The following is a 20016-nucleotide window of genomic DNA, read 5'->3' on the forward strand; positions in this document are numbered from 1 at the left end:
TCGATGTCGAGGTATTGGATTAGAATGTTAACGAGACGGTAGGGGTGTCGTTTGAAGCTATCTTGAACAGGGCGTATTTCACTTAAGTGGCTAAACCGTTTCACTGATATGAAAGATTCATTTCGATTTGGTTTAAGAGAAAACTTATTGATGATTTTGATATTTATTACGTGCGGTTTTTAAGAGGTTTGTTGACCAATATTTGATCGGCATTTGTTCAACAAAAAAGCCTCTCGAAGGAGAGGCTTTGAATAAGCTAGAGCTTGTTATAATCGGCTTTGTTCTAGTGTGCGATATCGAGTTGGTTGTCTTTCACGCCGTTAATACGGAACCAGCCTGCAATACTGAATCGCTCTGTGTTTGTCGGCAGTACCTCGTGTGGGAACTGTTCAGATAAGAACACAAATAAGCGGCCTGACTTTGGTGGAATGGTCGCGATGTGGTTGTCTTTTAGGTCGTAAACCACAAGCTCACCAGCGTCTTCTTCTGTCCACTCATCATTCATATAGAACACAGTGGTCAGGCGGCGGTTTTCATTGCCCTTGAAACAGTCTAAGTGCTTCTGGTAGAAGTCGCCTTTTTCGTATTTAGCAAAGTGCGCTTCGTACTCGAACAGACCCAAAAAGAACGCTTGGTTTGCCGCTAAACGAATTTGTTCCATCTTGTCTAGGAACAGAGATGCTGGCTGACCCATATCGCGGCGCACCCATTGAATCTTGTCACTACGGATGGTCGACTCTCGCGTTACTTCATCGTTACGGCCAATCCTAGCCTTTTTCCAGTTCTCTGGAATGCAATCCCTCAATGCCACCACTTCTTCTTGAGTTAAGAAGTCATCCCAAACGAAATAACCTTGGGTAGAAAGAGCATCGATTAATTGGTTCATGTATAGCACTCAGACAATAAATTAGAGGCGCATATATAGTCCTAATAACTCAGGTCAACAAATCACATGTTTTGTCGTTACGATAAATGTCTTTCGTTTGCTCGCAGAAATAGGGAAGGGGTACTTCAGAAAGGAAAGTGAGCCAGTTTAAAGGCTCACTTCGCTTGATTATCGACCGGTCGTTCCTGTCGCCAGTGCTTTGATTTTTACGACTTCGAATGGTCTGATGCCAGTATCTTTGCCGTTATTTAAAGCTGCGGTTCGGTTCAGCTGATTGACAGTGACATAAACATAACCATCAGGACCAAATGACATGCCATCAGGCCAAGTTTGGTTCTCTGACAGTGTCGCAATAATTCGGTACCCTTTTGGTGTGGACACACCAATTGCATTATTCTCAATGTCGGTAACATAGACGTTCTGAGCACTGTCTACAGTAATACCATCTGAATAAGGTTTGTCTGCGTATCTTTGAATATTGTCTGCGACGGTCTTTCCATCGTTATCGAATTCACTCGCTTTCACTCGATAAATAGTGCGTCCATTGACAGCTCCGAAATAGACCCATTCGTAAGATGGATCGATCGTGATTGGGTTTAACGCAAAACCAGTTTTAGTGTCGGCTTTCATAGACGGGTGGTTTTCTGCAACTCGAACTGTTTCTCCTGTCTTTAGATCAACCGTTACAAAGGCTGGAATGGCTTCACTTTTTAGATCGTTCTGGGTCATATCAGCAATGATAATACGTTGTCTTTTTTGGTCTAAAGCAAAGTCTTGTAGGAAGCTTGTCGGTTTTAGAACAGAAGCGGGTATTTTTATCGTTTTTACCAATGCTTCATTGCGAGTATCCCAGCCCGTTATGGTATGAGTCGCCAGATCGAGGATCCACGCGACTCCGTTATCATCCGTACGAATTGCAATGACGGCTTTAAATTGAGAGTTTTTGCCTTGTGCATATTTCATTGTCGGGTACGGAGTTTGATTTCCAGCCACGCTTAACTCGATGACTTTAGTCGTTGGATGATCAAGCGGATGAACACTTAACAATAAACGCCCATCTGGTGTAACCGAAGGGTTACCTGGGCGTTCAGTCATGGTCGCAACCACGGTAGCTTGTTTTGGAGTGAGCTCAGCCTCTGCATGTGCATAAGTAGACAAAATTGCGCTCGCTAGTACGGCATGGATTATTGTTTTTTTCATTTTCTTCCCCTTGATAATTTACGCAAATGTTACCAGCGGGTTAACAACCATCAACAGCATTGTATTTGTTACACTTTCAAAATTAATTTGATAATTAGCTTTTGCTTGTTCGTATTAGTGCGTATTGTTGACGAGTCGAATTGAATTTAGTTATTAAAAATCATCATGATGATGGTTTTAATGTTGTGGTTACTTTTTGTTATCAGTGTCAGTAATTTTGAATCCCCCAAACCACATTTCGTTGATCTTTGCTATATTCTGGTTAGACCACTTGTTGCTGAACTGTTAAATTGTTCTGAACGGCAGGAATAACGAAATAGGAATACGGTTTTGCAACTCCATACCATCAAAGGCTATATCCAAGACATGTATCTCGTAGAATATCCCGATAGGTTGCTGCTACTTGATGGTGCGTGCCGTGCGGATATTCCTCACCTTAGGGCTTTCATTGAAGATGATCTTGGCCGTGAATTTAGCGATCTACACACTGTAGTTGTGACACACATGCACCCAGATCATGCAGGCGCTGCGCATACGCTCAGAAAGCTGACTAATTGTAACTTGGTGGCAGCAAACAGAGACAAGGATTGGTATCACGGCATTGATGGCATTTTGATGCATCTGACCGACTTAGCGCTTGCTAGGTGGATGGCGAACCGCTTAGGCAAGCCTAAAGCAAACCTATGGTATTCAAGAAAGTTAAAGCCGGACTACAAGCTTTCAGATGGGGATAGCATTCCGGGATTTGATGATTGGTTGGTTCTCGAAACGCCGGGGCACACTGACAGAGATCTTTCCGTTTATTGCCCATCACACAGCATGGCTTATGTGGCCGATTTGATGGTCGAGGTTAAGAAGAAGCTGATTCCGCCGTTTCCTATCTTTCACCCTAATAAGTATCGAGCGTCTGTATCGCGTATTTATGACATGCAGCTCGATACCTTGCTGGTGGCACATGGTGGGCAAGTCGATTTCAGTCAGAAGGCTTTTGAACATTTGCTGATGAGTGCCCCAAGAAGGCCTGTTACACATTGGCGAGTGACGAAAATCAAAACCAAGAAATTACTGTTATCGATTGGGCGATTTGGTTTTCAATCTCATGGTAAATCGAAGAAATAGATCAGAAGTCTGAATGCAAAGTCGTGTATTCAGAGCTGAAAGTAGCAATAGAAAAATAGATAGCAATAAGGCCAGTCATGAGACTGGCCTTATTTAGTTATAACCTGTGGAGCGGTTACGAGATTAGTGAGTCAGCAGGAATTCACCCGCTGGATCAACAATCACTTTGTCACTCATGCCTTGACGACCAAGCAGCATCATATAAGTCATATCTTGACGGTTGCTTAGCGTGATATCGATAGGCCATTCCTGACCGCCGATTTTTAGCATGGTTTCAATCACACAACGGTGTTCAACTTCGCCGTTCGATGATTTGATTCTTTTACTTGTTTTCAGCTTCGCTTTGCAGCGCACTGTCTCTTCTAGGTGGTAAACGTCTGGGTGAAGATCGAATTCAACGAAGTTCTCACCGTCTGTTTTTACACATAGTAGATTGTCTACGTGTAGAGAAGAGGTTTTAGCCCCTGTATCAACACGTGTATGTAGTCCAGTTATCCCTAACTCTGGTAAGCAAAGTGCTTCTGTATTCCCTATGATCATTTTATTGTTCATGTCATTTCCAATCATGAGTTAACGGCGTTAAATCAGCCTTTGCCACGAGTACGGTTAGCGTTTGGTTTTGCATTTTTTTCGATGAATTCGAAAATCATGTCTGCTACATCTTTACCCGTCGCTTTCTCAATACCTTCTAGGCCAGGAGAAGAGTTAACTTCCATTACAACAGGGCCATTCTTAGATTGTAGAATATCAACACCACATAGGTTTAAACCCATGATTTTCGCAGCATTGATTGCTGTAGCGCGCTCTTCTTTGGTTAGTTTAACCAGTTGAGCTGTACCGCCACGGTGCAGGTTAGAGCGGAATTCACCCTCACCAGCTTGACGCTTCATCGCTGCAATTACTTTGTTGCCAACAACAAAACAGCGGATGTCTGCGCCATTTGCTTCTTCAATGAACTCTTGAACCAAGATGTTCGCTTTTAGGCCCATGAATGCTTCGATAACGCTTTCTGCTGCTTTGTTTGTTTCAGCTAGAACCACACCGATACCTTGAGTACCTTCAAGAAGCTTGATAACTAGTGGCGCGCCACCTACGTTTTTGATCAAGTCTTGAATCTTATCTGGGCGGCTAGCGAAACCTGTTTTTGGTAAGCCAATACCTTTGCGAGACAACAGTTGTAGAGAGCGCAGTTTGTCGCGAGAACGACTGATTGCAACTGACTCATTGATACAAAAAGTGCCCATCATTTCGAATTGGCGAACAACCGCAGTTCCGTAAAAGGTAATGGAAGCGCCAATACGTGGAATAACAGCATCGTATTGAGGTAGCTCTTCACCCATGTAGCGAATCTTCGGATTGTTACTCGCGATATCTATATCACAGTGCAGCGTGTCGATAACATCGACCTGGTGACCACGTGCTTCTCCAGCCGCTTTTAAGCGAGAAGTAGAGTATAGATTTTCGTTGCGAGAAAGAATTGCGATACGCATGGCGTTTCCTTAGTTAATACCTGATTGGTAACTGCAAATAAATTAGTTGTTAGCTGAGCTTTCAGTTTTTCTGAGGCTCCTTGCTTGCTTCGGGGCGAACCTTAAGGCTTTTCGTTTAACTAAGAAAACGAATTAAATTTGTCGAGTCGACAACAGAAATTTATCGAATGCGTGAGCGATTGGTACAACTGGGTTGAGAGGGGATTTGGAATGGAAAAGCGAGTTGAGACCTAACTCATATTGGGGGTAGGAGCATATTAGGTTGTACTCAACTCGCGTTAACTCGGTGCTTAAAAGTGTACTAATAACGCCAGTTACATAGCTCTATAAGTGTTCGTAGTGCTTCTCTTTCGAGCTTGCTACAGGTGCTTTTTAGCTTATTAAGATAGTATTTTCTCATGATGATTACTTCTCTTGTATTAGGCTTTGGTGGGAACTCAAAGTTCCTTGCTGACCCATTAATTATGGTTATTTAACAGGAAGTAATAAACAGACGGTTTTTTGGTAATCCGTTCCTGTTTTTGTCTTTTATCGTCACTTAAAGACAAATGTGTTTTATAATCGGCTTTATGAGGAAGGGTTGTTTCTAAAAGGTTCATTATTTGTCTGATCTAAACATGATGCGTTACTACACTCGGCTGGATTCTTTCGAGCCTAACATCTCACATTCGGTGACTTTGACTGAGGTGGCAGACAAGCTGTTTACCAGTTTGCGCCATGCACGAACCTTACTCGGCAAGATGCATCAGGCTGAATGGGTGGTGTGGGAGCCAAAAGTCGGCAGGAATCAACGTTCTAACCTGACATTGCGCTTTAGCAATCAACAACTGACTCAACATGTTGCCAGCAAGCTGATAGAGCAGGGTAAGTACGAAAAAGCGCTCTCTATTTTGGATAATGACCGCGCAGTGTTTGGCTCTCTTCTCCAAGAAACATCCGGTGCGACGATGCGAGAAGGGCTACTGCACGTCCAATTAACCTACAAACGTAAGTTCGAAGATCTGTTCCCGCATCATATTCATCGTAGTAGTGAACGATTTTTGATCAGGCAAGTGTTCAGTTGTTTAGTGACTTGTAATAGTAAAGGGGAGTTGAAGCCTGAGCTGGCGCATCATTGGCAATATGATGTTGAAAAGCTCGTTTGGACTTTCTATCTGCGCCCGGGACTTACTTTCCATGACGGACAGCCTGTGGATGCTAAGCAATTAGTTTCGATGTTTTCTGCATTGCAAACCTTACCTTTCTATCAAACAGAGCTCGCCCATGTCGCTTCGGTTTACAGTGAACAGCCATTGAGGATCAGCTTCCAACTCACCAAAGCAGATACCGGCTTTGCTGGTTTACTTGCTGGCGTTAAATATTCGATTCAACCCGCAGCGCAAGTCACCCGAGAACCGTCGCCATTGAGTTCTGTATCCCACACTGTTATTGGAACCGGTCCATTTAAAGTGGTTGAGACCAACAATGAACGAATCAAGCTCGCCGCATTTGAACATTATTATGGTTGTCGCTCGTTAACCGATGAGGTGACCATCTGGCAGTTTGAGGAATCAATGACGGGCACTGCTCGTTTCGATGATAGCCAAATGCACGTATCGCCTTATGAAGATTCATCTTGCTTCCATCAATTAGGGAAAAGCGATGCGGACCTTGTTTCAGCAGACACAGACGGCCTTCGTAGCCGAGTCGAGGATGGGTGTCTGTTTATCCTATTTAATCAGAACTCAGCGGATAGCCCACTAAATAATGAGCAGCGCAAATACCTTTCAGAACTGACCAACCCACAAGCGATTTTGTCTCAGTTGGAACATAACAAGGGTTTGTTCAGTGTCTCTTTAGCTCAAAATATACTGCCAAGTTGGCAGAAATTGTATCGAACGCCTTCGAAAGAGACACAACTGCCGAAAAAGATGAGTATTGCGGTTTACGATTATTATGCGTTGTATCGATGTGCGATTTGCGTATCCGATATACTCAAACGATATGGTGTGGAAGTTGAGGTGAACACCTACAGTTTTCGAGAGTTGGCGCAGCTCTCTCAGAGTGGCGAGTTAAAGGAGGACTTGGTGCTGTGTAACTTGAACCTCGATGACAATGCCCCGTCTTCGCTGTTCTCGTGGATGATGAACGATCCTGTTTTGCACTCTGCTTTGGGAGAGATGAACAGCGATTGGCTCAAGCAGCGCTTGGATAGTCATAAAGCATCCGTTGAACTGCCTAATTACTTGGCAGAGTTAGAACCCATCGCGTCTACTCTGATCTCAGATTATTGGTTAGTGCCTATGTTCCATCATTTACAGACCGTTCGTTTCCAAGGGATTCTGAAAAACGTAGCCATCACCAACTGGGGATGGCCTGATTTCAAGAATGTATGGTCTGCTGATTAACTTTAGTTGGAGTGGTCAGTGTATTTCGCGTTCCATTGAAGTTAGCATTTGAATTGAGAAACCAGACTTGTTAAATGCATTGCTTTGGCGCGCAAGTGTTGGCACTCCTGAGCCGTTTTCTCAATCATGCTATCGCTCTCTCTGGCTATTTCAGAAATGCCTGAGATGTGTGGCGATATCTCGTTGATGACATTAGATTGCTGGCCCGTCGCCGAGGCGATCTGGATGTTCATCGCATTCATCTCATTGACACTCTGAGAAATGCTCGAGAGCTGCAGTTCGGAATTAGAAGCTTCAACTTGACAGTTGCTCCCTAGAGTAGTGCTAGTTTCAATCGCAGCAACCGCTTGTTGTGTTCGGTGCTGTAGTTTCTCGATAATAGCGCGTATCTCTTCTGTTGATGCTTGGCTACGTGAAGCGAGGGTTCTTACTTCGTCAGCAACCACCGCAAAACCTCGACCTTGTTCTCCTGCTCGAGCAGCTTCAATCGCGGCATTCAACGCCAGTAAATTCGTTTGTTCAGAAACACCGCTGATCACGTCCAACACGGTGTCGATAGAGCTCGCATCTTGAGCGAGTTGATTAACGATTGCGGTCGTGTCATCGAGTTGCTGGTTCATGTGTTCAATGCTTTCTGACGTGATGGTCACCGATTTTTGTCCGATGTTAATCGCACTTGCTGCGTGTTTTGCACTGTCAGCCGCACCATTCGCGTTTTGGGCGATTTCGTCTGAGCTCGCTCCCATCTCGTGAATCGCGGTTGCGACTTGTTCTATCTGGCTGGTTTGTTGTTTGATGTCTTGTTCCATCGATTGAGCCATTCGGTCCACGCTCTGAATGGATTCTGATATTTGCTGACCCGTATTCGACACGTCTTTAAGCAGGTCGCTAAGGTATTGAACAAATTGGTTATATCCTTTCGCAATCTGGCCTATTTCATCATGACGGGAGTCATCCAAGCGAAGCGTTAGATCGCCACCGCCTTTTCCTATCTGCTGCAATAGTTCTGCAACTTCAACGAAAGGCAGCAACAGTTTGTTGGTCGCCCATGCTGCGATTGGTGTGTAGATTGCCGCGATGAGTAAAGCCATAAAGATGATGGTTTGACTGAAGCCGTTTAATTCACTTAATACTTCTTGTTTGGGGATCTGAGTTATCAGAGTCCAACCAATCCCCGGCATCGCTTTGGAGCCTAGAATTTGAGGCTGCCCGTCAACAACACCCTCATGAACAATGGTTTGCTGACTACCGAGTAGCAGGTTACTTTCAATCCCGACAGAGTCCAGTGACTGACCAATTAGGTTTTTGTCTGGGTGAACCTTGATGCTCCCTTGTTTATCGACCAGAAAAACAATACCGCTTTTACCCACGCTGTAGTTGCTGATCAGCTGGGTAATACTTTCCAAGGTCAAGCCGATGCCAGTCACACCGATACGTTCGCCGTTTCGAGTCACCACATAGTTGACAAATAGCGCAGGAATGCCTGTTGCAGCATCAATATCCAAAGAGAGCTCAAAGGCTTGATCTGACTGAATGAAACGGTAGAACCATTGATCGCTTTGTTCATTCGTAGAGATGGTTTTTAGGGCACCGTTATGGGTGTAGTAAGTGCTTGCTTCGTTGGAGACGTAATAGGCACTGATGGCGTTGAATTCGTTTTTGACGGAATCAAGATAGGCGCGAAGATCTTCCTCAGATAGTGAGATTTTTTTCATCAAGGGAGACAGCGTCATCATCTTGGAAGCGAGAATAGGAGTTTCTAGCTTGAGGTTGATTTCATTGCTTACCTCGCCAAGTGACGCGGGTAGCTCTCTTTCAAAGGTTCTGTCAATCAAGATGGCTCGGCTTGATTGAAATGAATATATCCCCATCACGCTAATAATGGTCAGAGCAGCGATGATCGTCGCCAATATTGCTTTAGTTCGTATCGTAAAGTGCAATTTAGATTCCCTTCTAAAAACATTTAACATCCATTTGTAAATGCAATGTTAAATAAAACCTGACTCAATGGTCAATAAACGAATCTTAGAAGTGAGCGCTGTGCGATATTTGTACAGATTTAAGACGGTAGATGGTCAATACGATCTGGGATGAAGGTTCTGGATGCTTTATCGTCGACAAACTAAAAGTTACACTCAGTGGTTTACTTTTTAGTTTTAGTATGTAAACTAGTCGGTGTAGTTTATGTGTTGGGCCTATCTCAACCGATGAAGAGATACCAATGAAAAAATATCTATTACCGATTTTAGGAGTACTTGCCGTGGTCGCTATCGTAAGCACAGGTTCACAATCAAACGACAATCTAGATAAGCTTCCAAAGAAGTTTGCTAACAGTGAGTTGGAATACAAATCGGGTATGTCTGATATTTTTTCAATCTTGAAAGCATACGTGACTGTGGAAAGAAACGAGCCAGTGCCGCGCGCTGCATTGCCTTTGATTCCAATGACAGCTGAGCAATTGATCGAAGAACAAGACGACGTTGCTTACCGCTTAGGTCACTCCAGTGTGATGATGAAACTGGATGGGAAGCTAGTGATGACTGACCCTGTGTTCAGTGATCGTGCATCACCCGTGCAATGGATGGGGCCAAAACGTTTTCATCCGACACCAATCACACTGCAAGACCTACCCGATATCGACGTGGTGGTGATCAGCCACGATCACTACGACCATTTAGACAAAGGCGCTGTTAAGGTGCTCGCCGACAAAGTGGGGACGTTCTTAGTGCCATTAAGAGTGGGCGCACTATTGGAAAAGTGGGGCGTGGATAAAGAGAAGATCATCGAATTGAACTGGTGGGAATCGGCAACGGCCTCAGACATTGAGTTCACGTTGACGCCGACACAGCACTTCTCTGGACGTGGCTTGCTTGATCGTGACCAAACACTGTGGGGCAGTTGGGTTATTAACGCTTCAGACAAGAAAGTCTTCTTTAGCGGTGATTCTGGTTACTTCAGCGGCTTTAAAGAGATTGGTGAGCGCTATGGGCCCTTTGATTTAACCATGGTTGAAACGGGCGCGTATAATTCTCTTTGGGCGGATATTCATATGTTCCCAGAGCAGAGTGTTCAGGCGCACATTGATCTGCAAGGTAAGGTGATGATGCCAATCCACAACAGTACCTTCGACCTTTCTATGCACGATTGGCAAGACCCAATGGAACAAGCTCTGGCGATAAGCGAAGAGCGAGATGTACAAATGGTAAGCCCTGTGATGGGTGAACGTTTGGTGATCTCAGAGCCGGTACCTGTTCAGGCATGGTGGAAACTGGTATCGAATTAGAGCTGTCATCCAAATAGGCATAGCTAAACCACTAAGCTGTACAACCCAACTTATACAAAAACGCCACTGATCATTCGATTCGGTGGCGTTTTTTCGTTTCGTTTTGAAGATCAGCTTTCTAAATTCTGCGCCATTTTCTTCGCAATTTTTCTGAATTGCTCTAATTCATCTTCGGCCATGCCTTTGGTCATTCTCTTCAGCATGTCTCGATCGATATCCGAGACCTTACTCATGATCTCTTGACCCTTATCAGTCAGAACCAATAACTGGCTGCGCTTGTCTTCCGGGTTCGGAGACTTTTTCACAAGTTCCTGATTGATCAAGGCATTAATAAGCCGAGTGACCTGTGCTTTATCACGATCTAGGAAGTGTGCGATATCGATAGCGGTACATGGAGACTTCTTGGTAATGATCTTCATGACACGAATGTTCATAGGTGCGATCTCTGAGTCTAAGCTCTCAATCTGTTCGCTCATTTGACGTTTCAAAGAGTGCACTAAACGAAAGATAGACTCTAGCGATGTGTTATCAGACATAAACGATCCTTAGAAATATAGTTGACATTGTCAACCACTGTATTTATAGTTGATATTATCAACTTAATTGTTCGTAAATTCAAGACAGGAAATAGATATGACGATTCAAGCAACACTTACGCCAACTCTTCCTGAGCAAAAAGGCACACCCGTTTTATACAAAATTTTGGTCATGATGAGCTTAATGCTAACCATTGGGGGCAGCTTAACGGCCGTGATGACCTACATGAATGTCGGATTCGGCGAGGCATTTATTGGCAACTGGCTTTCTTCGTTAGCCCTTGTTGTCGTGATCATGATGCCAATGGGCGCGGTGATGATGGCTTTAGTCACTAAAGCCGTTGCTAGAGTGTTCACAACTTATGGCGAGAAAGTTCGCAACCTGATCGTAGGACTGATCATGGCATTCATTATGGAGTCCATGATGGCATTTGTAACAGCGGCAAATAATATTGGATTTTCGGATACATCGGCGTTTACCAGTGGATGGTTTAATGGATTTATTGCCGCGCTTCCTGTTGGCCTTACGATCATGGTCGTAATGTCGATGACGGTTAAACCCAAGCTAGAACGATTCATGAAGAGCTAGCCAAAACATTTCACAGTATTGTAGGAGATCCACATGAAAGCATTGACAGGCAAACACAATAACTACCGCATTACTATTGAAGAAGTGAGCGTTAAAGAAGACCGCGAACTTCAAACCATGCAGTTTGAAATTGAAGACAGAGAAAACATGTTCGCGATTGTTGAGAAGATCAAACAAGACAGCGGCTTAGATGAGCAATCAGCAGCACGACTAGGCGTGAGTATCCGCTTACTCGGTCCATTGATGATGCAAGATAGAAAGCATCCTCTGTTTGTGAATTTTATGCCTCACTTCAGAGACTTCATGCAAAACCTTAAGAAGACCTTGAAAGGGCAGTAAAGCCTAATCATCAGTAACACATCGAAAAGCCAGTAACGAACTTACTGGCTTTTGTTGTCTTTAAATCAAAATAATTTCAGTTGTTTGCGTCTAGAATATGCGAAAATTTATAGCTGAATTCTCGGTGTAGCACCGTTGTTGAATTGTCTATTCAAGCTTTAAGAAATCCGATATTATACTGGTCATAAAACTAAAGGTGGTATTATATGACAAATGTATTTAAACAAGCAGCTGAAGAACTGTTGAGTCGTCGCGTTGCAGGCACCAAAGCACCAAGATTAGACGAACAGTTCCGTCCGAATAACTTGGAAGATGCGCTAAAGATCCAATCATCAATGATCGATTTGAAAAGCGATAAAGTCGGCGGTTGGAAGTGCTTACTTCCTCTGGCTGAAGACAAGTTTGTTGTTGCGCCAATTTTCTCGGGCAGCGTTCAACAAGGCGAAGTTTGTGAACTGTTTGCTGACAACGATGTAGTGCGCGTTGAGCCTGAAATTGCATTTACGCTTGCTAAGAGCCTGCCTGCAAGCCAAGAAGGCTACAGCGAAGAGCAAATCAACGAAGCGATTGGTTCTTGTCACATGGCACTTGAGTTAATGCAATCTCGTTTTGCGGATGACAGCGGCGCTGAGTTCTATGAAAAGCTGGCCGATGGCCTAGTAAACCAAGGTCTGTTCATTGGCCCTGAGATTGATCGCGAAAAAGCGTTCACTTCTGCAGAGATCAGCATTGAAGTGACTCAAGGCGAGCAAGTTCAAGCATTCGACGGTAAGCACCCGAATACACTGCCACCAAGCCCAATTTACTGGTTGATTAACTACATGACGCGTCGTGGTGTTGATTTCCAAGCGGGTGAAGCAATTATCACGGGCTCTTACTGCGGTATCGTGGAAATGGAATTCGATAAGCCAACGACCTTCCACTACGAAGGCATTGGCGAATACCAAGTGACGTTCAAGCAGAAACGCTAACCTCAAGCGACGCACTATCTGTTATCGAAAGGCTGTTTACTGATGAGTAAATAGCCTTTTTTATTACGTGATGCTCAATAGGGTTCTTATTACTTTGCATTAAATTAGGCGTTTAGACGTCTAGACGTTGACAAGTTCTAAGTGTGACATTAGTCTGCTCTCCTTCCTGTTCTATTGTGTTGTCGTTCCATGTCCAATTCGAAAAATTCTAATGCGGTAATTGCCCCTTCGGCAGTGGCGCTTATCCCTCTGATTGTCTTTCTTGCGCTGTTTATTGGCGTGGGTACATACCTGTCGCTACAAGGCGTCGATTTTGCTTTCTATCAGCTTCCAGCTCCGATTGCGGCTCTGCCTGCCGTGATGTTAGCGCTGCTATTGAGCAAAGATAAATTGAACCGTGCGATCGAGCAGTTCTTGGGTGGTGTGGGTCACAAAGACATTATTGCAATGTGTATGATCTACCTATTAGCGGGTGCTTTTGCTGCTGTGGCTAAAGCTTCTGGTGGCGTGGACGCGACGGTAAACCTTGGTCTATCGGCTATCCCGACGAGCATGATCCTACCGGGCATCTTCCTTATTTCGGCGTTCATTGCGACGGCAATGGGTACTTCTATGGGTACTATCGCTGCGGTTGCTCCTGTTGCACTAGGCATTGCTGACTCAGCTGGCATGAGTATTCCTCTAACCGCTGGCGTGGTGCTAAGTGGCGCTATGTTTGGTGACAACCTTTCTATCATCTCTGATACCACGATTGCCGCGACACGCTCGCAAGGCTGTGAGATGAGAGACAAATTTAAAGAGAACATCCGCATTGCACTGCCTGCTGCACTTATCGCGATTGTTATCTTTGCTTTCAACAGCACAGCAACTCAGGTACCTGAAACTGGCCCAATTGAATGGCTGAAAGTCCTTCCGTACATCACTATCCTAATCCTTGCGGTATCGGGCATGAACGTGTTCGTTGTGTTGACGATTGGTATCTTGCTAGCGGGTGGAGTGAGCCTAGGTTCTATTGAGAACTACGGTATGACGGATTACGCTCAAGATATCTACGCAGGCTTTGGCAACATGCAAGAGATCTTCTTACTGTCGATGCTGATTGGTGGTTTGAGTGAGCTGATGCGTCGCCAAGGTGGATTAGCGTTTCTGACTAACTTAGTGAGCGGTTTGATTCGTGCATTTGGTTCTTCTCACTCTAAGCAAGCGAATGGCCGCGCAAGTGAGCTAGGCATTGCAGGCTTGGTATCAATGGTGAACCTATGTACGGCAAACAACACCGTAGCAATCATTGTGTCTGGTAGTGTTGCTCGTCAATTGGCTGAAGAGAACGATGTATCTCCACGTCGCTCTGCAAGCTTATTGGATATTTTCTCGTGTGTGATTCAAGGCGTATTGCCTTACGGTGCTCAGGTATTGCTATTGGGCTCTGTGTTTAACCTATCGCCTCTAGAGATCGTGTCTAACTCTTACTACTGTTTCGCGCTTGCAATCGTGGCAGTGGTCGCTGTGTTTATTAAACACCCAGCGCGTCAAGTGGTTAACGCTTAGTAGTAATTGACCAAACTGAGTGATCACTGGCTCTAATAAGAAGGCTCCTCAATAGGGGCCTTTTTTGCGCCTGAAAGAATTGTTTGGAAGCTAATTTTGATTTGAAGATAGACAAAACCGCCCATGTGGACGGTTTTGAGCTTTACTAAAGTTGGCTTTCAAGTTCGCTGGCTGTCGCGACATTGCAGTAGCCAAAGCTCAATGCTGCCATGAATGCTGCATGGACCTGCGCAGCGGGAACCTTAAGACCGTTGAACTCCATGTCTAAGGTTGTACAAGCATCATGCGCCACGTGACATTCGTAGCCTAAATCGGTTGCTGCACGAGTCACCGCATCAATACACATGTGGCTCATTGCGCCGACAATGATCAGCTTCTCAATGCCTTGATCTTTTAGCACCTTGTTCAGTTCCGTCTCTCTAAAGCTATTGATTTGATGCTTTACGACAACAGGTTCACCCTCTAGCGGAGTCACGCTGTTGTGGATTTGAGCACCGTCTGAATCCGGCAAGAAGAAGGGTGCTTCGTTAGTTGGAAATTCATGGCGCACATGAACGATTGGTAGTTGCTTGTCTCTGAAAGCCTTTAATAATTGTGCACCTTTTTCGGCTGCCTTTTCTGTTTCAGACAGTGCCCACTTTGCACCCTCGTATGAAGGGAAATAGTCATTTTGAAAGTCGATAAGTAGTAATGCAGTGTTCTTCATAGTCTATACCTTTGTATTTGGTGTGTTGCGGTGTAGGGATATTATGAATACTCTGTAGTTTTTATCGCACGTCAAAAATGACAGACTCTATGGCAATAGTGACAAAATCAGTTGTGGTCGAAATCATCGACTACCCAGGCTCTTTGCAAAGTGCCGTATTTGGAGTGAAAGAGTTTCTCCAATTGGCGAATAGCATTGAGTCTTCCAATGAGCAGGTTCAGTTTCATGTTGAAATTAAGCCTCACGACGACTTGTCTATGTCGACCAACGGACCACTTGAGAACTCAAAGGCCGACATCATTCTAGTGCCGCCAAACTTAGATGGCAGCTACTACTTAGAGCCAGATGAAGGGCTGTTGGACTACCTTGTGCAGTCTCATCAACGTGGGGCGATCCTGTGTTCTGCTTGCGCGGGCGTGTTTATTTTGGCGGGAACGGGGTTGTTGCAAGGGCGAACCGTGACAACGCATTGGCAAGCGCACCAACAATTTGCGGAGCAGTATGCTGAGGTCGATGTTGATGTCGACAAAATCTTGATCGATGACGCTGACATTATCACTGCGGGTGGTTTGATGTCGTGGATGGATCTGGCTCTGTTTATCCTGACCAAATACACAACACCGACCAATACTCGTAATCTCGGTAAATACCTAGTGCTTGATACGGGTTTGAGAGAGCAGCGCTACTATCAGAGTTTTGTGCCGAATTATGCTCACGGCAATGACAAGATTGTCTCGGTGCAGCGTTTTATTCAAAAGCATCATCATCTCCCTTTGTCGCTCGATCAATTGGCAGAAGAAGCCTTCATGACTCGAAGAACCTTTATCCGTCAATTTACTAAAGCGACCAGCTACACGCCTATCAATTATATCCAACACGTGCGTATTCAAAGTGCATGCGAGTTATTGGAAAGCTCACACAAACCGGTAGAGCAGATCAGCTATCTGGTTGGCTATGAGGACGTAAACAGCTTCCGAAAAGTCTTTATGAAAATCATCGGCTTAACACCATCAAGGTTTCGCTCTAGATTTCTATCAGAGGAATGACTTTTATTAGTCACCATTCCTCAGGCTTATCGACTCGTACTGTCAGTGACTATCTTGGAGGGGCTTAATTCAGCTTATTAGTCACGAACTCTTTGTTTCTGACCATCAGCCACATCAGGCCGCCTAGTGTACCGATGGATAATTGGATAAAGCCTAGGTTTTCAATCAGTGATTCTGGACGTATTGAAACTAATACCATGCCAAGCGAACCACAAATCATGCTGAAGAACTGAATCAGTGCGACGGCAGAGCCTGTGTCATGATCTTGTTGGTTCAACATCAAGTTGGTACCCGGTACTCGCATGATGATCGCCATCAGTGTCGCTGGTGCAGCGATGAACATGAAGAACCAAGGGGACAGGTCACCAATGGTTAGGGTGAAGATTCCGGCAAGCGCCAATAAAGCAAAACATCCTGAGATGACCTTCTGAACCGGCATTCGGTAGGACAACTTCATGTAGATTGTTGGACCAAATGAGGCACACAATGCATTGAATGCGAACGCGTAACTAAACTGTTGTTCGGTCAATCCAAAGTGATCGATGTAGATATAAGAACCCGCCGCAAGAAAGCCCATCAATGCCATCGGTATGATAGAGAAAATGACCAGCAGCTTGAGGAACGAGCGGTTTTTCATGACCACGCCCATTCTTCCCCATGAGCGGAACATAGAACCTTGGTATTTGGTTTCGAGTGTTTCTCGATAGCAGCAAGCTAAAACTGACGCAAATGCACCAAAAATGGCGAGGGTGACGAACATCATTCGCCAAGACGCAATTTTCAGTAAGAAGGCACCAAATACAGGCGCAACCATTGGCGCGATGATCACCAGTGACATGATAGTCGCCATAATCTTTTCACGTTCTCGCCCATCATAAAGATCTTTTACGATGGCAGTAGCGATAACGGTGATAGCACTACCAGCAAAGGCTTGGAATACACGAGCGCCAATTAACTGTTCGATGCTATTGGTCATCGCGCACAATATGCTCGCGACCATATAACCCGCTAATCCAATTAATAGGATCGGCTTACGACCAAATTTTTCGCTGAGCGGCCCCCAGAACAAAAGACCGATGGCGTAAGTAACGAAGTAGCTGCTCAGGGTTAGGTTGACCATGGATCGGTCAGTATTAAACACCTCGACCATCTGCGGAAGCGCAGGTAAGTAAAGGTCGATGGTCAATGGAGGGAAAGCACTTATTATGACGAGAAAAAATAGCATACCGGTCTTTCCCAGTACTGGTTGTGGTCTCTTCAAGGTGGCTCTCCGTTGTCCAAGGTAGGTTTCTAATTGGTGTAATGTTGATATACAGAAGGTTAAGGCACGTCAGACAAGAAGGATAGAGTCGTTCAAGAATATGCTGAAAGTATCGATGAACTTATCTCTATGAGTTCAAATCTACGAAGTCGGTCTGCGTACTAAATTGTATTACAAAACATTATTGCTTTTATAGCTAACGAGTTCAATCAGTTAGTAGCAGTGTAGCTTGCAATCGCCAGCGACACATTGTAATGATCATCGACTTGGCTTGTTATCTTTTCTTTGGGCGTTTTTCTACTAAACCGTTACGCTCTAAACCACGTCGAACGCTGCTGCATAGTTTACCAAAGCGGCGTAGTTCTTCGAAGTTAGGGCCTTGGCCAATGGAAATACTGTGCTCCCAATACATTAACTCACTGTCGACCATCTCAAGTAGTTTCTTAGAGCAACCTGAGCAATTTCCTTTTGGACCACAGATAAACGTCTCTGACTCGTAAAGTGGGAGCTCGTTTTTAACTTCTTCAATTAAGTTGAGCATTGCCGAGTTTAAGTCTGGCTTTTTGGATGTAAGTGGCTTCGAGCTCGTTGCTTGCGTCGCAATTAGTGGGGGAGTCAGTTTGTTAGGTTGTAAATTCAAAGCAGCTGATGACATATCAAAGGCCTCAAGGAGAGAAGAAGGTGGGCATGCTACTCTTCACAACAAAGTGAATCTTGATGTAGTGCAATAAGCGTGGATATATACCCAAAAGAGGTAGGAGCCACAAGCGGTTGCGACTCCTTATCAAAGCTCGGTACTAATGAGAGATTTTAGAATTCAGCGTCGAACTGAAACTCCATCCACTCTTTGGTCACAGGGTGGTGCAGCGCAAGTCTTTCTGCGTGTAAGTGCAATCGGTCGGTTTTATTGCCATATAGGCCATCACCAACGATAGGCATGTTAAGGCCTTCTTCGTGTGAACAGTGAACACGCAACTGGTGTGTACGCCCTGTTTTAGGGTGCAGGTAAACCTTAGTGGTTTGCTCGTTTCGCTCAATCACTTCCCATTTGGTTTCTGCAGGCTTGCCGTGTTCGAAGCAGACAATCTGACGAGGGCGGTCATACAAATCACCACGCAATGGCAGTCGAACATAGCCTTCATCTTCTGCTAGAACGCCTTCAATCATTGCCACGTATCGCTTTTCGACTTCACGAGTAATGAACTGCTTCTGCAAGCTCTTGTTCGCACGTCGAGTGAGGGCAAATATCAGAATGCCAGAGGTCGCCATGTCTAAGCGATGAATAACAAATGGGCCTTCAACATCGGGGTGCATTTCTTGAACACGTGTGTAGGCGGAATCTTTGATGGTTTTACCCGGCACAGATAGAAAACCTGCTGGCTTGTGGACTACAACGATGTGCTCATCTTGGAACAGAATATCCAGCTCTTTGCCTTCTGCTGGGTTCTCTAGCAATGGGTTTGGATCGACTTCAAGGCCTTTCATCATATGGCCAAGGATTGGTACACATTTGCTTTGGCAAGAGGCGTAGTATTTCTTGTGCTTACGGATTTCCGACTTTGGAGAGCGACCCCACCAAAATTCAGCCAATGCTAATGGTGTGTAACCATTTAAGTACGCGTATTGCAGCAATTTAGGCGCAGCGCATTCGCCAGAGCCAGCTGGTGGTATCTTGTTTGGCGTGTTTTCAAAGATCTGGTTAAGGTCTTCAACGTTTCCTTCCGCATTTTGGAAAGCGTATTGTGAAAACAACTTGTGTTGAAGCTGATGAGAAATATGTGCTCTTTGCTCTTTTAGCTCAGCCAGTTGAGAGGTGAAAACATCAACTTTAGCCTGCAACAGTTGAAGGGTTTGTTCCCAGTTGAGTTTTAGGTACTTCTGCTGGTTCTTGTCGGCAACGCTGGCTTTGTTTAGCTCGTTATTTAGCTGTTCGAAAGCTTGCCCATCAAGGTTTTCTTTACCTTGTTCACGTTGTTCTTTACGCGTTTTTCGGCCTTCAATAATTGATAGGCGTTGAGCTTCAATCTCTTGCTCCGCTTGCGCTTTCTGCTGCGCCAGTTGCTCGCACAATTCAAGGTATTTAGTATTTGCTTGCAGCGCTTTAAACTCAGCGTTGACTGCCATCATGTCGGCTGTGTCTTGATGGAAAAAGCTATCGCTGCTCAGCATGTCGAATACAGGAGGAACAAAGTGAGGCAGTAGGTTTTGGTCGGCGATTTTCCCTGAAAAAGCAGAGAAGTAACCCAATTCACCTTCAGGGCTTTTCACCAGTAACACACCAAACATTTTGCCGCGACCAGCGTCAGAATCCAGTCCGAAGTCATGCTGCCAATCGGTTTGAGTTTCTAGATACTGTTGAAGCTGATGAGAGGCGATTTCACACAGAGGGTGCGGTTCGTAGTAGAACGGGAATGTGAAACGCTCAGGCAACGAATATGACTCGATCGGCTGTTGAAAACGAGTGAAGCAATGCTCAGGTGTGTGGCTGTTTTCTGAGTCGTGCGTTGGTTTTGATGAGTGCATAGTCGTATTAATACTTATATCGTGGTGATAAATGGTTGTGAGTCTACTGTGTATGTTTAGAGACGTTAAACACAGTACAAGGCGGCGATTCTACTCTTTATCGAAAAGCGCCTCAAATAAGAAATGGTTCTA

18 protein-coding genes are annotated in these 20016 nt (G+C 44.8%); 8 read left to right on the forward strand and 10 right to left on the reverse strand.

Annotated features, from left to right (window positions below; genetic code table 11):
- Positions 1 to 283 precede the first annotated feature (283 nt).
- Both AB4484_RS11180 and AB4484_RS11185 read right to left on the reverse strand, forming a co-directional pair.
- Positions 284 to 886 carry a 2OG-Fe(II) oxygenase gene (locus AB4484_RS11180; protein ID WP_017071587.1) on the reverse strand — a complete coding sequence of 201 codons (603 nt, stop codon included), beginning with the start codon at positions 884 to 886 and terminating at the stop codon, positions 284 to 286.
- A 168-nt stretch (positions 887 to 1054) separates the two neighbouring features.
- Positions 1055 to 2086: an L-dopachrome tautomerase-related protein gene (locus AB4484_RS11185; RefSeq protein WP_048617081.1), complete on the reverse strand. Its 1032-nt coding sequence runs from the start codon at positions 2084 to 2086 to the stop codon at positions 1055 to 1057.
- 330 nt (positions 2087 to 2416) lie between these two features.
- Here AB4484_RS11185 and AB4484_RS11190 point away from each other — a divergent pair, with 330 nt between their 5' ends.
- On the forward strand, positions 2417 to 3205 hold the full coding sequence (locus tag AB4484_RS11190) for an MBL fold metallo-hydrolase (RefSeq protein ID WP_372078117.1): 789 nt from the start codon (positions 2417 to 2419) through the stop codon (positions 3203 to 3205).
- A gap of 123 nt (positions 3206 to 3328) precedes the next feature.
- Here the strand turns inward: AB4484_RS11190 and AB4484_RS11195 are convergent, their stop codons facing one another.
- Both AB4484_RS11195 and rimK read right to left on the reverse strand, forming a co-directional pair.
- On the reverse strand, positions 3329 to 3757 hold the full coding sequence (locus AB4484_RS11195) for a RimK/LysX family protein (RefSeq protein WP_019824668.1): 429 nt from the start codon (positions 3755 to 3757) through the stop codon (positions 3329 to 3331).
- Between the two features lie 32 nt (positions 3758 to 3789).
- Positions 3790 to 4695 carry a 30S ribosomal protein S6--L-glutamate ligase gene (gene rimK, locus AB4484_RS11200; protein ID WP_019824669.1) on the reverse strand — a complete coding sequence of 302 codons (906 nt, stop codon included), beginning with the start codon at positions 4693 to 4695 and terminating at the stop codon, positions 3790 to 3792.
- A 602-nt stretch (positions 4696 to 5297) separates the two neighbouring features.
- On the opposite strand from rimK, the gene AB4484_RS11205 reads away from it, so the two are divergent.
- Positions 5298 to 7082, forward strand: coding sequence for an SgrR family transcriptional regulator (locus AB4484_RS11205; protein ID WP_372078119.1), 1785 nt, complete (start codon positions 5298 to 5300; stop codon positions 7080 to 7082).
- Between the two features lie 41 nt (positions 7083 to 7123).
- Here AB4484_RS11205 and AB4484_RS11210 read toward each other — a convergent pair whose 3' ends face one another.
- The gene (locus tag AB4484_RS11210; protein WP_372078121.1) at positions 7124 to 9022 is read right to left on the reverse strand and encodes a methyl-accepting chemotaxis protein; all 1899 of its coding nucleotides are present in this window, start codon (positions 9020 to 9022) and stop codon (positions 7124 to 7126) included.
- Positions 9023 to 9303: 281 nt separating this feature from the next.
- On the opposite strand from AB4484_RS11210, the gene AB4484_RS11215 reads away from it, so the two are divergent.
- Positions 9304 to 10365, forward strand: a complete 1062-nt coding sequence (locus AB4484_RS11215; protein ID WP_372078123.1) for an MBL fold metallo-hydrolase — start codon at positions 9304 to 9306, stop codon at positions 10363 to 10365.
- Positions 10366 to 10475: 110 nt separating this feature from the next.
- On the opposite strand, the gene AB4484_RS11220 is transcribed toward AB4484_RS11215, so the two are convergent.
- Complete coding sequence (locus AB4484_RS11220) at positions 10476 to 10901, reverse strand: MarR family winged helix-turn-helix transcriptional regulator (RefSeq protein ID WP_017060573.1); 426 nt, start codon at positions 10899 to 10901, stop codon at positions 10476 to 10478.
- Between the two features lie 97 nt (positions 10902 to 10998).
- Between AB4484_RS11220 and AB4484_RS11225 the strand changes: the two genes are divergently transcribed.
- The 4 genes from AB4484_RS11225 (at position 10999) to AB4484_RS11240 (ending at position 14348) form a co-directional block, all read left to right on the forward strand.
- Positions 10999 to 11490 carry a DUF2798 domain-containing protein gene (locus AB4484_RS11225; protein WP_017071498.1) on the forward strand — a complete coding sequence of 164 codons (492 nt, stop codon included), beginning with the start codon at positions 10999 to 11001 and terminating at the stop codon, positions 11488 to 11490.
- A 33-nt stretch (positions 11491 to 11523) separates the two neighbouring features.
- Entirely contained in the window at positions 11524 to 11829 is a 306-nt protein-coding gene (locus AB4484_RS11230; RefSeq protein ID WP_050645833.1) for a DUF3861 domain-containing protein, read from the forward strand.
- A gap of 206 nt (positions 11830 to 12035) precedes the next feature.
- A complete protein-coding gene (locus AB4484_RS11235; RefSeq protein WP_372078126.1) occupies positions 12036 to 12800 on the forward strand; it encodes a hydratase in 765 nt (254 codons plus the stop codon).
- Positions 12801 to 12989: 189 nt separating this feature from the next.
- Positions 12990 to 14348, forward strand: coding sequence for a Na+/H+ antiporter NhaC family protein (locus tag AB4484_RS11240; protein WP_372078128.1), 1359 nt, complete (start codon positions 12990 to 12992; stop codon positions 14346 to 14348).
- Between the two features lie 145 nt (positions 14349 to 14493).
- Here the strand turns inward: AB4484_RS11240 and AB4484_RS11245 are convergent, their stop codons facing one another.
- Positions 14494 to 15054, reverse strand: coding sequence for a cysteine hydrolase family protein (locus AB4484_RS11245; RefSeq protein ID WP_372078130.1), 561 nt, complete (start codon positions 15052 to 15054; stop codon positions 14494 to 14496).
- Between the two features lie 89 nt (positions 15055 to 15143).
- Between AB4484_RS11245 and AB4484_RS11250 the strand changes: the two genes are divergently transcribed.
- Positions 15144 to 16100 (forward strand): GlxA family transcriptional regulator, encoded by a 957-nt coding sequence (locus tag AB4484_RS11250; RefSeq protein ID WP_372078132.1) that lies wholly within the window; start codon positions 15144 to 15146, stop codon positions 16098 to 16100.
- A 64-nt stretch (positions 16101 to 16164) separates the two neighbouring features.
- Here the strand turns inward: AB4484_RS11250 and AB4484_RS11255 are convergent, their stop codons facing one another.
- The 3 genes from AB4484_RS11255 to AB4484_RS11265 all read right to left on the reverse strand — a co-directional run bounded on the left by AB4484_RS11255 (position 16165) and on the right by AB4484_RS11265 (position 19884).
- The gene (locus AB4484_RS11255) at positions 16165 to 17325 is read right to left on the reverse strand and encodes a multidrug effflux MFS transporter (RefSeq protein ID WP_050633202.1); all 1161 of its coding nucleotides are present in this window, start codon (positions 17323 to 17325) and stop codon (positions 16165 to 16167) included.
- Between the two features lie 310 nt (positions 17326 to 17635).
- Entirely contained in the window at positions 17636 to 18016 is a 381-nt protein-coding gene (locus AB4484_RS11260; RefSeq protein ID WP_372078134.1) for a hypothetical protein, read from the reverse strand.
- 155 nt (positions 18017 to 18171) lie between these two features.
- Positions 18172 to 19884 carry a pseudouridine synthase gene (locus AB4484_RS11265; protein WP_372078136.1) on the reverse strand — a complete coding sequence of 571 codons (1713 nt, stop codon included), beginning with the start codon at positions 19882 to 19884 and terminating at the stop codon, positions 18172 to 18174.
- Positions 19885 to 20016: the final 132 nt, after the last annotated feature.

It is taken from the genome of Vibrio sp. 10N.261.46.A3 (assembly GCF_041472995.1).
In the GTDB taxonomy this organism is placed as follows: domain Bacteria; phylum Pseudomonadota; class Gammaproteobacteria; order Enterobacterales; family Vibrionaceae; genus Vibrio; species Vibrio coralliirubri.

Excerpts from the sequence above, each read along its gene's own strand:
- AB4484_RS11180 (WP_017071587.1), bottom strand. The coding sequence starts at position 886 with ATGAACCAATTAATCGATGCTCTTTCTACCCAAGGTTATTTCGTTTGG.
- AB4484_RS11185 (WP_048617081.1), bottom strand. The coding sequence starts at position 2,086 with ATGAAAAAAACAATAATCCATGCCGTACTAGCGAGCGCAATTTTGTCT.
- AB4484_RS11195 (WP_019824668.1), bottom strand. The coding sequence starts at position 3,757 with ATGAACAATAAAATGATCATAGGGAATACAGAAGCACTTTGCTTACCA.
- rimK (WP_019824669.1), bottom strand. The coding sequence starts at position 4,695 with ATGCGTATCGCAATTCTTTCTCGCAACGAAAATCTATACTCTACTTCT.
- AB4484_RS11215 (WP_372078123.1), top strand. The coding sequence starts at position 9,304 with ATGAAAAAATATCTATTACCGATTTTAGGAGTACTTGCCGTGGTCGCT.
- AB4484_RS11220 (WP_017060573.1), bottom strand. The coding sequence starts at position 10,901 with ATGTCTGATAACACATCGCTAGAGTCTATCTTTCGTTTAGTGCACTCT.
- AB4484_RS11225 (WP_017071498.1), top strand. The coding sequence starts at position 10,999 with ATGACGATTCAAGCAACACTTACGCCAACTCTTCCTGAGCAAAAAGGC.
- AB4484_RS11230 (WP_050645833.1), top strand. The coding sequence starts at position 11,524 with ATGAAAGCATTGACAGGCAAACACAATAACTACCGCATTACTATTGAA.
- AB4484_RS11235 (WP_372078126.1), top strand. The coding sequence starts at position 12,036 with ATGACAAATGTATTTAAACAAGCAGCTGAAGAACTGTTGAGTCGTCGC.
- AB4484_RS11240 (WP_372078128.1), top strand. The coding sequence starts at position 12,990 with ATGTCCAATTCGAAAAATTCTAATGCGGTAATTGCCCCTTCGGCAGTG.
- AB4484_RS11245 (WP_372078130.1), bottom strand. The coding sequence starts at position 15,054 with ATGAAGAACACTGCATTACTACTTATCGACTTTCAAAATGACTATTTC.
- AB4484_RS11250 (WP_372078132.1), top strand. The coding sequence starts at position 15,144 with ATGGCAATAGTGACAAAATCAGTTGTGGTCGAAATCATCGACTACCCA.
- AB4484_RS11255 (WP_050633202.1), bottom strand. The coding sequence starts at position 17,325 with ATGCTATTTTTTCTCGTCATAATAAGTGCTTTCCCTCCATTGACCATC.
- AB4484_RS11260 (WP_372078134.1), bottom strand. The coding sequence starts at position 18,016 with ATGTCATCAGCTGCTTTGAATTTACAACCTAACAAACTGACTCCCCCA.
- AB4484_RS11265 (WP_372078136.1), bottom strand. The coding sequence starts at position 19,884 with ATGCACTCATCAAAACCAACGCACGACTCAGAAAACAGCCACACACCT.